This is a genomic window from Arthrobacter glacialis, from assembly GCF_002909415.1.
GTDB lineage: Bacteria > Actinomycetota > Actinomycetes > Actinomycetales > Micrococcaceae > Specibacter > Specibacter glacialis.
This window is the reverse complement of sequence record NZ_PPXB01000001.1, coordinates 119656-131542: the sequence shown is the minus strand read 5'-3', so window position 1 is coordinate 131542 and position 11887 is coordinate 119656. Positions and strand designations below refer to the sequence as shown.

At 62.8% G+C, this 11887-nt stretch carries 10 protein-coding genes; 8 read left to right on the top strand and 2 right to left on the bottom strand.

Going from position 1 to position 11887, the window contains the following annotated elements; translation table 11 throughout:
• The first annotated feature begins 23 nt into the window (after nucleotides 1–23).
• Nucleotides 24–1265, top strand: a complete 1242-nt coding sequence (locus CVS28_RS00610) for a helix-turn-helix domain-containing protein (protein ID WP_165788017.1) — start codon at nucleotides 24–26, stop codon at nucleotides 1263–1265.
• A gap of 99 nt (nucleotides 1266–1364) precedes the next feature.
• On the opposite strand, the gene CVS28_RS00605 is transcribed toward CVS28_RS00610, so the two are convergent.
• On the bottom strand, nucleotides 1365–2300 hold the full coding sequence (locus CVS28_RS00605; RefSeq protein ID WP_103480305.1) for a phosphoribosylaminoimidazolesuccinocarboxamide synthase: 936 nt from the start codon (nucleotides 2298–2300) through the stop codon (nucleotides 1365–1367).
• Between the two features lie 13 nt (nucleotides 2301–2313).
• Nucleotides 2314–3606: a phosphoribosylamine--glycine ligase gene (purD, locus tag CVS28_RS00600; RefSeq protein WP_103463802.1), complete on the bottom strand. Its 1293-nt coding sequence runs from the start codon at nucleotides 3604–3606 to the stop codon at nucleotides 2314–2316.
• A 348-nt stretch (nucleotides 3607–3954) separates the two neighbouring features.
• Here purD and CVS28_RS00595 point away from each other — a divergent pair, with 348 nt between their 5' ends.
• The 7 genes from CVS28_RS00595 (at nucleotide 3955) to purM (ending at nucleotide 11809) form a co-directional block, all read left to right on the top strand.
• Nucleotides 3955–6465 (top strand): S1 family peptidase, encoded by a 2511-nt coding sequence (locus CVS28_RS00595; protein ID WP_103480465.1) that lies wholly within the window; start codon nucleotides 3955–3957, stop codon nucleotides 6463–6465.
• Nucleotides 6466–6641: 176 nt separating this feature from the next.
• Nucleotides 6642–7169 carry a hypothetical protein gene (locus CVS28_RS00590; RefSeq protein ID WP_103463801.1) on the top strand — a complete coding sequence of 176 codons (528 nt, stop codon included), beginning with the start codon at nucleotides 6642–6644 and terminating at the stop codon, nucleotides 7167–7169.
• A gap of 16 nt (nucleotides 7170–7185) precedes the next feature.
• Nucleotides 7186–8190 (top strand): asparaginase, encoded by a 1005-nt coding sequence (locus CVS28_RS00585; RefSeq protein WP_103480304.1) that lies wholly within the window; start codon nucleotides 7186–7188, stop codon nucleotides 8188–8190.
• A 70-nt stretch (nucleotides 8191–8260) separates the two neighbouring features.
• Nucleotides 8261–8623, top strand: a complete 363-nt coding sequence (locus CVS28_RS00580; protein WP_103463799.1) for a sterol carrier family protein — start codon at nucleotides 8261–8263, stop codon at nucleotides 8621–8623.
• Between the two features lie 46 nt (nucleotides 8624–8669).
• The gene (locus tag CVS28_RS00575) at nucleotides 8670–8993 is read left to right on the top strand and encodes a hypothetical protein (RefSeq protein ID WP_207767417.1); all 324 of its coding nucleotides are present in this window, start codon (nucleotides 8670–8672) and stop codon (nucleotides 8991–8993) included.
• A gap of 79 nt (nucleotides 8994–9072) precedes the next feature.
• A complete protein-coding gene (gene purF / locus CVS28_RS00570; protein ID WP_103463798.1) occupies nucleotides 9073–10638 on the top strand; it encodes an amidophosphoribosyltransferase in 1566 nt (521 codons plus the stop codon).
• A 22-nt stretch (nucleotides 10639–10660) separates the two neighbouring features.
• Nucleotides 10661–11809 (top strand): phosphoribosylformylglycinamidine cyclo-ligase, encoded by a 1149-nt coding sequence (gene purM, locus CVS28_RS00565; protein ID WP_103463797.1) that lies wholly within the window; start codon nucleotides 10661–10663, stop codon nucleotides 11807–11809.
• Nucleotides 11810–11887 lie beyond the last annotated feature (78 nt).

Genomic DNA, 11887 nt, shown 5'->3' with positions numbered 1-11887 from the left:
TGCGGCAAGCAAGGAGCAAGCGAGTGGGCAGTAGTTTTGGTGATCGACTCAAACAGGAACGTTTGTCGCGTCAACTCACACAGGCTGAACTGGGCGGTGAGCTCTATTCGGCAAGCTACATTTCCCTGCTGGAGAACGCCCACCGTGAGCCAACGGCTGACATCATCAAACAGTTGGCCTCGCAACTTCAAATGGCCCCTTCTGCGATTGCCGAGTGGGTTCAGGCATCCTCCCCGGCGGAAAGCGAATATCTTCGACTGTCCCTGTGTGCCCGGCAATGCTGGGACACCCGCGACTACCTGGGCGCGGCCAGCAATGCCAAAGCTGCTGCCGATTTGGCCTGCGCCAACCAGAATCCGGTCATCTGGTGGAACATGACTTTCCTGAGCGCCAACTCATTGCTGCGCAACGGCAACCATGCGCAGGCCATTGAGGTGTTGATAGCGCTGTTGAAGCACCCGCTGACAACTGCCAGTGATCCTCTGTCGCTCCGTGCACATCAGGTCATGGCTGCGACCATGCTGGCTCAAGGCTCTCTGTCTGAGGCCATCCAGCACGCCACCGCCGCAGTGGAAATCGGTTCCGGTGACAGCGCCGAAGAATTCAGTGCCTATTTGATGGCGCTTCAAACACTTGTTGGCGCACTCACGGAAGCCGGTCGTCTTGACGAGGCTTGGACACACACACTGATTCTTGCCGATTCCGTCACGGATTCCACCCCCGATCAGATGGCCGGGGAAATCCACTGGGTCATTGGCAACGTTGCGTTTATTCGCCAAGACATCCGGGTGGGCTTGGAACACCACGCGAAGGCAAGCCGCCTTCTGTCCCCTGCCGCCGACCTTGCCCGGTGGGCCCAGTTCAACAAGGCAACAGCCTGGGTGCGGCTCATGGCGGGCGTGGTGGAGCCCGCCACCTTGCAGGCCATTGAACGCAGCGAACTGGCTCACTCCGTGGTGGGGGCAACGGCCTCGGAGACCCTCGAAGTCTCATTGCTTCGGGCCCGGTGGCACTACCTCAATGGCGAGTTGCCTCGGGCATTGGAACTTTTGGCCAACATTGAAGCCAACAAGGAGCAGCTGGCTCCTCATATTGCCGGCGATTCAGCCTTGTTGCTGGGCAGTGCATTGAAAGCCGCTGACAGCTCTGCCCAGGCGCTGGAAGCGTTCACCAACGCCAGAGACAGGTTCGTTCTGGCCGGAGCCGCGGACAGGGCTGCCGTGGCCCAGGAAAACATCACCGAACTTCAAGGTTCCCCCCGCTGAGGCTCCCGGCGCGGCCCAACAAAACTGGCCCGCATAAAACGGCGAAAATCATCCAATTCGGAGCGATTTTCGTCGTTTTCTGCGGGCTAGTTGGAAAAGCTAGATGAAGGTTGCGCCCGTCAGGCGCTCGTACGCTTCCACGTAGCGGGCCCTGGTGCGTTCCACGACGTCGGCCGGAAGGGTTGGCGGCGGCGTATCCGAGGCCTTGTCCCAGCCCGATTCTTCACTGGAGAGCCAATCGCGCACATACTGCTTGTCAAAACTGGGCTGGGCCTGGCCCGGAGCCCACAGTGCCGCATCCCAGAAGCGTGAGGAATCAGGGGTCAGGACCTCGTCACCTAAGGTGATGACGCCGTCGGCCGGGTCTGTGCCAAACTCCACCTTGGTGTCAGCCAGGATGATGCCTCGTTCGCGGGCAATTTCTTCCGCCCGGGTGTAAATCTCCAAGGTCAGGCTGCGCAACGCTTCGGCGTCGTCGGCTCCCACAGTTTCCACCATGGTCTCGAAGCTGATGTTCTCATCATGCTCACCCACCTCGGCTTTGGCCGACGGCGTGAAGATGGCCGGCACCAGGCGTGAGCCATCCACCAACCCGGCCGGCAGCGGCAGGGTGCAGACAGTTTGTGACTGGCGGTACTCGATGAGTCCGGTGCCTGTCAGATAGCCGCGGGAAATGCACTCGATGGGGAACATTTCCAGACGCTTGCACACCATGGCGCGGCCGGCAACCTCCTCCGGAACGCCGGTTTCAACCGTTGCTGCGATCACGTGGTTGGGCACATCGAGCTGCGCAAACCACCACAGGCTCAAACCGGTCAGAATCCGCCCCTTGTCAGGGATCTCGGTGGCCAGGATGTGATCGAAGGCGCTGATGCGATCGCTGGCAACCACCAGAACCACGTCGCTGCGTCCGGCGAAGGGGGTCGCAGCAGACGCGACCGCCGTTGCGGCCGGCTCGTAAAGGTCACGAACCTTGCCCGAGTAGATGTGGGTCCATCCGGGCAGGACGGGGGCCGCGGGGATTGCTGAAGCCATGATTTTCTTGTCCTTAAGCCTGTGCCGAGGTGTTTGTCACGGTGATTTCTCCACGGGCAGCCTTGGCCGCAATGTCATTGCGGTACTGGCCACCTTCTAAGGAAATCTCCTCAATGCCGGCATAGGCACGCTCGCGCGCATCCACCAGGTCAACGCCCAAACCAACCACAGCGAGCACGCGACCGCCGGCGCTCACCGTGTATCCGGCGTCGTCGGCGGCGGTGCCCGCATGCAGCACGTGCACGCCGTCGAGCCGGTTGGCCTTCTTCAGCCCACGGATCCGGTCCCCTGTACGGGGAGCATCGGGGTAGTTTTCGCTGGCCAAAACCACAGCCACGGCCGTTTCAGGCAGCCAGCGCAACTCATCGATGTCTGCCAGCTGGCCCTTGGCCGCCGCCATGAGGACACCGCCCAAGGGGGTCTTCAGACGGGCGAGGACTGCCTGCGTTTCCGGGTCGCCGAAGCGTGCGTTGAATTCAATGACGCGGGTGCCGCGGCTGGTCAGCGCCAACCCGCAGTACAAAACACCCACAAAGGGTGTGCCTCGGCGGGCCATCTCATCAATGGTGGGCTGGGCCACGCGGTCAATGACTTCCTGAACCAGGCCGGCGGGGGCCCACTCGAGCGGGGAATATGCACCCATGCCGCCGGTGTTGGGGCCTTCGTCGCCGTCGAAAATGCGCTTGAAATCCTGGGCAGGAGCCAACGGGACAACGTTGTGGCCGTCGGCAAGGACAAACAGGGAAACTTCGGGGCCGTCAAGGAACTCTTCGATGACAACAGTGCCGCCCACATCAAAGCAGGACTGGGCATGGGCCAAGGCTTCGGCGCGGTCATTGGTAACCACAACCCCCTTGCCGGCGGCCAAGCCGTCATCCTTGACAACATAGGGGGCACCAAAGGTGTCCAGTGCGTCGGCAGCCTCGTCGGCGTTGACAGCAACCTTGGCCATGGCCGTGGGGACCTGTGCCTCCGCCATGACAGCCTTGGCAAACGCCTTGGACGCTTCCAGCTGTGCGGCTTCCTTGCTGGGGCCAAAGACAGGAATTCCGGCCTCGCGCACGGCGTCGGCAACACCTGCAGCCAAGGGAGCCTCGGGCCCCACAACAACAAGGTCGCTTCCAAGCCTCAACGCCAGGGCTGCAACAGCGGCTGGATCGCTGGCGTTGAGCGCATGCGTGGGCACAATGGCTGCGATGCCGGCATTGCCGGGGGCAGCGTGTACCTCACTGACGTTGGGGTCGCTAAGCAACGAGCGGACAATGGCATGTTCGCGGCCTCCGGGGCCAATCACTAGAACCTTCACCCCTCAAGGGTACTTGCCCGAGCGCCCCGAGCCGTAAAGTGTCACATGAGCGGATTGGCCCGCAACTCAGGCTGGCTCCGTCCGAGGAATCTACATACCCACCCATGAAAGCCGGAAACAGTCAATGGGCAGCTCTGACATCGGCGCCATGGCGGCGTTCTACACGTAATGTGACTCGAATCGCCGCCCGTTCATTGCCCGCGTTTCCGCTACTTGATAGCTTGACGATTGGAATTGCCTGAAATATCTCTCCTATGAGGGCAGCGGCGCCCCGCGCGCATCCACAAGCACACACTAGCTCTCTTCACCCCGGTCTCTTCAGGTCAACTCTTCAAGGGGATTTACTTCATGCAAGCATTCACGCGCGGCCACTTAAAGCGCGGGGGTGCGGCCTGTGCCGCAGCCGCCGTGCTGATCGGCGGAACATTCACCGCCGGAGCCGCCTCAGCAGCGCCAGCGCCAACACCAACACCCAGCCCTGTGGTCACCACACCCGCAACCGATGCTGCCCCCGCTGCCGGGGCCGCACTTCCTGGCGGCCTGGCCGAGGCGCTTGAGCGCGACCTTGGCATGAGCCTTGCGGAATTCAACGCCCAGGGCGCCCTTGCAACCCAGGCTTCAGCGATCCAGGCACAAGTTTCCAAGGTTGATCCAACAGCCGTTGTCACCCTCACGGGCGACACCATCGCCGTCCAGACCTCAGCCGCCGGAGTTGCCAAGGCGGCCGCCGGCAACAGCAAGGTCACCGTCACGGCAGCCACCACATCAATCGTGTCCAGGAATGCGACAAACGTGGACGCCCTGTTCGCCGACTACGTCTCCACCTTCGGTGCCGAGAACTTGTTGTCAGTGGCGCTCAATGCCAGCGGCGAATTCATGATCCGCACCGGTGAGCCGGAGAATGGCCTGCCGGTGGCGACGCCGGCATTTACCAAAACGCTGGAGCCCTCCATAGCGGACTTTGCAGCGAAATACGCCAACGTGGTGGTTGAAGACGCCAGCGGCCCCGCCAAGCCCACCTTCGAGGAGGGCGATCCCTTTGACGTGGTCAACGGCCAGGGGTATGCCGCCTTCGATGCTGCCAAAACCAAGGGCGGGCTTTGCAGCACCGGCTGGAACGGTTTCACCAAGGGCGGGGAGCCGGCCATTGTCTCGGCCGGCCACTGCACCATGGATGGATTTCTAACTGACGCATACCTGACCAACCCAATTTTCGACAAGGCGGCAACAGGGGATCCCGCAGTTCGACCCCGGCTCCTTGCCCCGCTGGGCACCATGGGCTTCTCCCAGTTCGGCGGCCCGGGCAACAGCACCACCACCACCGACCCTGACGGGTGGCACGCTGGCAGCAATATTGGCACCGACGTCTCTGTCATTGACGGCCTCCCTGAAAACTTCACCCAGGCACCCAAGGTAGCCAAGTGGACCGGCGCGGCAACATGGGCTGTCCCTGAGCAGGTCTCCACCGACTCCACCAATATCAACGTCACGGCCGTTGCCTCACCCGTGCTGGGAGCGCCCGTGTGCAAATCGGGCCGCACCACCGGCTGGACGTGTGGATCAGTTGACGAAATTGGCGCCTACGCCGTTGCCGGCATCAACTATCCCTCCGAACAAAATCCCAATGGAGACCCATTGGACATCCGCGCCGTTCGAGGTTTCGCGTCCTTCACCAGCACCATCATGAACGACCACGGCGATTCCGGCGGTCCCATCATCTCGGGCACCACCGCAGTGGGCATCACCAGCGGCGGCGGCCAGATGAACGACGGCACGTTCGTTGCCATTGCCGCCGACCTAAAAACCGCTTTAGCCGCCACTGATGGCTACACGGTCAAGATCTTCCTGGAAGCACCCAAGGTCACCACCACATCACCCGTCTTCCGCAAGGGCACCGTCACGGGCACTGTTGCAGGTGCACCGGCCGGAACCACGGTGTCCGTCACTTTCGGCGATGAGGATCCTCTCAACGCGGCAGTGGAATCAGACGGCACCTGGAGCATCGCCGCACCGAACAAGTTCGGCACCTTTGCCGTCACAGCCCAGGCCAAGAACGGTTTCAGCACCTCAGCACCCGGTGAGTCCTCCATTCAGGTCATCAAGGAGACCCTGGCCGCCCCGGCCATCACCTCCCCCGTGGACGGCAGCAGCGTTGGGGCACCTGTCACCGCCATCACCGGAACCGGCAAGGCTGGCGCCACGGTTGAGTTGTCGGGCGATGTCACCGGCACCGCTGTTGTTGGCGAAGACAGCAAATGGTCATTCACGCTGCCGCAGGGCCTGGATGACGTCAGCGTATACCGTGTGAATGCGAAGCAGACCCTGATTGATTGGAACGACTCCTCGGCCACAACCAGCTCCTTCACCGTGGCGCCGGCGGCGCCAGTCATCACCTCGCCGCGCAACGGCCAGGAGTTCGTCTTCAACCAGGGACCGCAGGTCATCTCCGGCACCAACCTGGAACAGGCCAGCGTTCAGGTTACTGTGAACGGCAAGAGCTACACAGCCGTTGTGGAGGGCACCACCTGGAGCGTCGCACTGGCTAACAAGCTGACCAGCGGCAGTTACTCAATCACGGCCGAGCAGCAGTGGGGTGACTTCCGGTCCCTCACGGCTGCGTCCACCGTGACTGTGCTCGCTGAACCCGCGCCGCCGGCAACACCAGAGTCCACAGCGCCCCCCACCACCCCGGGAGCCACAACGTCACCTACGACGGCGCCGATCGTGGCGCCTTTGGCCGCTGACGACCTGGCCAACACGGGGGCCTCAAGCTCCCTACTGATACTCGGTGGAGCCGGTGTGCTGCTGCTTCTGGGCGGTGCAGCGTTCCTGCTGATTCGCCGCCGCAACGCGCGCTAAAAGCAGTAGGCTGTAATACAACAGCTGTAACAACATAGGCAGTGGGTCCCGTTCTCAACGAATGGGACCCACTGTGCTTTGGACAACAGCGACTTTATACAACGGCTTTAGGCCCACAGCAACCTTGGGTCACAACGCCAGCCATCGAGACCAGCACCAGAAAAGGGGGAGGCACCATGAACAGCAAGGCAATCGCCGCAGTTGTCCTCGCAGCCACCATGAGCGGAGCCCTGGGCATGAGCGGATGTGGATCGCCACCGGTTCCGCCAACGCAAACCCCTTCCCCAGCAGCCAGCGATGCCGACACCGATGCCCTGCTGGCGCTCAATGAAAAGCTGCGGTCCCAGCTTGGTGACTCCTATTCCGATTCCTGGATTGAAGCCAATAAACTGCATGTTGCCGTGACCAACCAGGCTGCCGCAGACCTCGTGACAGCCGCCGGCGCCGTGGCGACGATTGTCACGGTGGACGCCGCAGCGTTGGAAGCAGCCCTGCAGGCCGTCGCAACCTGGCGCGCCACGCTCCCCGCCGAACAGGGCGCAGCCATTCACAGCATCATCCCGGACGGCCGGACAGGAACCTTGACAATTTCCGTTGCCATCGAGCAGCTCGAGGCGGTCACCAAAGCCGTGGCGGAGGACAACCCTGCCGGGGCGATTGCTGTGATCGTCAAGGAATCCTCCGGCCTGCCAACACCTCTTTAATCGCTAGGATGTCACCATGATCCATACTTTCCGGGCGCACGACGCCGTTGAACTCGCCGTCCTGGAACGCAGCGGATTTGTTGAGTCCGTCCACATCGGCTCGGCAGTTGTGGTGGCCGGGGACGGATCGGTAGTCACGGAGCTGGGGGACATCAACGCGCCCATCTACCCGCGCTCAGCCATGAAGCCGTTCCAGGCCCTGGCCGCGATGCAGTCCGGTGTTCCGCTCCGTGGAGCCCAGGTGGCCATCGCGGCAGGAAGCCACACGGGTTCGTTGGAGCACATGGATGTGGTCTCCGGCATGCTCAAGGCGGCCGGCTTGAACGAAACACATCTGGGCTGCCCCGCAGCGTGGCCCCGCGATGCCGACGCCCGCGCCTGGCTGGTGCGAACCGAACGCGGCAAGTCCAAAATTGCCATGAACTGTTCCGGCAAGCACGCGGCCTTCCTCTGGGCCTGCACCGAGAATGGTTGGGACACCGCCGGCTATTTGGAACCAAACCACCCCATGCAGCGCGCCGTGCGCACCGTGGTGGAAGAGTACACAGGCGATTCGGTGATGCACACGGGCGTTGACGGCTGCGGCGCTCCCGTCATGGCCGTCACGTTGACTGGTTTGGCGCGCGGCTTCAGCACTCTCGCCAAGGCGCCTTCGGACAAGTTCGCCAACGCCCGGGCCGCCACCATTGCAACGTCCATGCTGGACTACCCGTGGGCCGTGGAGGGCCACGGGCTGCCCAACACTGTTGTCATGGAAGAGCTTGGAATTCTGGCAAAAATGGGGGCCGAAGGCGTGCTGGCCATGGCCACACCCACTGGCGCCAGTGTGGCCGTCAAGGTCTTGGACGGCAACGGCCGGGCAGCCACCTTGGTGGCCCTGACACTCCTGGCCGCCGCTGGCGCACTCGACATTCCGGAGGTGGCCACGGTGTTGGCCCGCGTGGTTCCCCCCGTCATGGGCGGAAACAGCCCGGCCGGCAGCCTGCGCCTGGGCCGAGCCGTCAGCGTACTTCTCGACTAGCGTGGGCCCATCCGCACCCATCCACGCCCTCCAAAACACAACCCGCACAACCACGAGCAAGGAGCAGGACATGAGTGCCCGGCGTCGTATAGATATTGCCGATGGCCAGGCGGCTCTGGTCGCGTGGCAAAACGGGGACACCGCCCGGGCTGTCACGGCCACCGCCGTCCGCTACTCGCTGGAGGAATTGGCTGCACGGGCGCCCGGCAATTCCGTGGAGGTGCGGGTGCCACCCTTCGGCGTGACCCAGTGCATTCCCGGTCCACGGCACACTCGTGGCACGCCGCCAAATGTTGTGGAGTGCGACGCCGGCACCTGGCTAGCGCTGGTGACCGGCCAGACCGCCTGGGCTGACGCCGTCGAACACGGCCAGGTGGCAGCATCCGGGCTGCGCGCTGACCTGTCCGCCGAGCTACCCCTTCAGCGACGCTAAAAAGCGTCCCAGCCTTGTTGCCAGCTTGGGCAGGTACGCTAGAGGCATGACTTCCCAGCCTGAATCCGCTTCCGGAGAGCCCCGCAAACTGACTGTGCGCCGCGCCCCGAAGTACGTCCCGTTCATGATCGCCGGCGCCCTGGCCGGCATTGTGACGGCAGCCATTTTCGCCTCCGTCACCCCGCCCAACGAACAATTTGAAACATCAAGCATTTTTGGCTTCTTTGCCGTGCTGATGGTTCTGCCCGGCGCGGGACTTGGCGCCATTGTGGCACTGGTGCTGGACCGCGCCAGCACCCGCCGCAGCAAAACGCTGTTGGTGACGTCCCTGCCGGATGATGACAGCAACGCCGACGGCGAAACCGCCTAGCCACAACCCGCCACCGGCAGCAACATAACGCACGTCACAGTAGGTCGTGGTGCGCGTCATTACATGAGACAATTTTCAGGTGGCACGCGGAGACGGAAAACTATCCCATGATCTTTTACCCGGCGAAAAGGGACCTCAGGACGCTTGTGGCGTTCTGGGCATCTGGGCACCCGGTGAAGAGGTTGCAAAACTAACCTATTACGGCCTGTATTCACTACAGCACCGTGGTCAGGAATCGGCTGGCATCGCAACAAGCGATGGCAAGCGAATCAGTGTATACAAGGACATGGGACTCGTATCCCAGGTCTTTGACGAACCCACACTGAACACCCTGACGGGGCACATGGCTGTGGGCCATTGCCGGTACTCCACCACGGGCGCAGCCAACTGGGCCAACGCCCAGCCCACCCTCGGTGCAACCGACAGCGGCACTGTGGCCCTGGCACACAACGGCAACCTGACCAACTCTGCTGAACTGCATGAGATGGTCATTGCCAAGTACGGCGTCCCCACCTCAGGTGAAATGGCACAGGGCAACACCACCGACACAGCCTTGGTCACCACCTTGCTGCGCGGTGAAGAAGGCCGTTCCCTGGAAGAAACAGCCATGGAACTGCTGCCCAAGATCCACGGCGCATTCAGCTTCGTCTTCATGGACGAGCACACCCTGTACGCAGCTCGCGACCCGCACGGCGTCCGCCCGCTGGTCCTTGGCCGCCTGGACAGCGGCTGGGTGGTCGCCTCCGAGGGTGCCGCCCTTAACACCATTGGCGCCACACTCATCCGTGAAATCGAGCCCGGCGAATTCATCGCCATCGACGAGGACGGCGTGCGCACCCAGCGCTTCGCACCCGCCACCCCGGCCGGCTGCGTCTTTGAATACGTCTACTTGGCCCGCCCGGATGCCACCATTGCCGGCCGTTCCGTGTACGAGTCCCGCGTGGAAATGGGCCGCCAGCTGGCCCGCGAAAACCATGCCGAGGCTGACCTGGTCATCCCGGTGCCGGAATCCGGCACCCCTGCCGCCATTGGCTACGCCGAGCAGTCAGGCATTCCCTTTGCACACGGGTTCGTCAAGAACGCCTATGTGGGCCGTACCTTCATCCAGCCCAGCGACACCCTGCGCAAGCTCGGCATCAAGCTCAAGCTCAGCGCCCTGGAATCAGTAATCCGCGGCAAGCGCATTGTGGTTGTGGATGACTCCATTGTCCGCGGCAACACCCAGCGCGCAGTGGTCCGCATGCTCAAGGAAGCCGGCGCCGCCGAAATTCATGTGAAGATCTCCTCCCCGCCCGTGCGCTGGCCGTGCTTCTACGGCATCGACTTTGCCTCACGTGCGGAATTGATTGCCAACGGTGCAGCCATTGACGAGATCGGCAAGTCCATTGGCGCCGATTCGCTGGCCTACATCTCCGAAGACGGCATGATCGAAGCCACCCTGCAGCCGCGCGAGCGTCTCTGCACGGCCTGCTTCACCGGCACCTACCCCATTGAACTTCCCAGCAGCGACCGTTTGGGCAAAAACCTGCTCGAACGCACCAATGCTGGCAACTCCACCACCTCCACCGGTTGCGATCCGGGACCTGACTCGGAAATGGAAAACCTCCTGACCGACCAGGACCGCACAGCAGCTGACGGTTCTTAAAGCATTCCAAGAAAGAGACGCCATGACCAACGCCTCCAATGATTTGCCAGCAACGGGAATCACCTACGCCAGCGCCGGTGTTGACACCGAAGCAGGCGACCTCGCCGTTGAATTGATGAAGGAAGCTGTCAAGGCCACCCACGGCCCCAACGTTGTTGGCGGTTTCGGCGGATTTGCCGGCCTGTACGACGTCTCCAAGCTCCTGACGTACAAGAAGCCGTACCTGGCCACCTCCACCGACGGCGTGGGCACCAAGGTTGCCATCGCCCAGGCCATGGACATCCACGACACCATTGGTTTCGACCTGGTGGGCATGGTTGTGGATGACATTGTGGTGGTTGGCGCCGAGCCGCTGTTCATGACCGACTACATTGCCACCGGCAAGGTTGTCCCCCAGCGTGTGGCTGACATTGTCCGCGGCATTGCAGCTGCGTGCAAGGTTGCCGGCACCGCCCTGGTGGGTGGCGAAACGGCCGAGCACCCGGGCCTGTTGGCTCCTGATGAGTACGACGTCGCAGGTGCTTGCACGGGCGTCGTCGAGGCTGACTTGCTGCTGGGTCCGGAACGGGTCCGCGCCGGTGACGTCATCATCGGCATGGCATCCTCCGGCCTGCACTCCAACGGTTACTCCCTGGTGCGCCGCGTCATCAACCACGCTGGCTGGGCCCTGGACCGTCAGGTTTCCGAGCTTGGCCGCACCTTGGGCGAGGAGCTCCTTGAGCCCACCCGCGTCTACGCCGCCGACTGCCTGGATCTGACCCGCTACCTTCCTGTCACCCAGGAAAAGGCAGTTCACGGTTTCAGCCACATCACCGGCGGCGGTCTGGCCGCCAACTTGGCACGCGTACTCCCCCAGGGCCTCATCGCCACGGTGGACCGTTCAACGTGGAGCCTGCCGGCCATCTTCAACCTGGTCTCCCAGCTGGGCAACGTGCCGCTGGCCGACCTGGAGCGCACCCTGAACCTTGGCGTGGGCATGGTGGCAGTGGTTTCCGCTGACGCCGCCGACGACGCCGTGGCCCGTCTGAACTCCCGCGGCCTGCCGTCCTGGGTCATGGGTACTGTCACAGCCGAGGCATCGGATTCAGATAAGACCGGTTCCGATTACACCCAGGGCGCCAAGGGCGTTGACGGCGGCGCTGTCCGCCTGGTGGGCAACTACGCTTCCTAGTTACTAAGTTCGACGGCGGTCCCCACCAAGTGGCGCGGGCCGCCGTCGTGCTTTAACTTCACTCACGAAAAATGCCGC

Coding starts and splice junctions, on each gene's coding strand:
- CVS28_RS00605 (WP_103480305.1), bottom strand. CDS start 2,300: ATGGCTTCAGCAATCCCCGCGGCCCCCGTCCTGCCCGGATGGACCCAC.
- CVS28_RS00595 (WP_103480465.1), top strand. CDS start 3,955: ATGCAAGCATTCACGCGCGGCCACTTAAAGCGCGGGGGTGCGGCCTGT.
- CVS28_RS00590 (WP_103463801.1), top strand. CDS start 6,642: ATGAACAGCAAGGCAATCGCCGCAGTTGTCCTCGCAGCCACCATGAGC.
- CVS28_RS00585 (WP_103480304.1), top strand. CDS start 7,186: ATGATCCATACTTTCCGGGCGCACGACGCCGTTGAACTCGCCGTCCTG.
- CVS28_RS00580 (WP_103463799.1), top strand. CDS start 8,261: ATGAGTGCCCGGCGTCGTATAGATATTGCCGATGGCCAGGCGGCTCTG.
- CVS28_RS00575 (WP_207767417.1), top strand. CDS start 8,670: ATGACTTCCCAGCCTGAATCCGCTTCCGGAGAGCCCCGCAAACTGACT.
- purM (WP_103463797.1), top strand. CDS start 10,661: ATGACCAACGCCTCCAATGATTTGCCAGCAACGGGAATCACCTACGCC.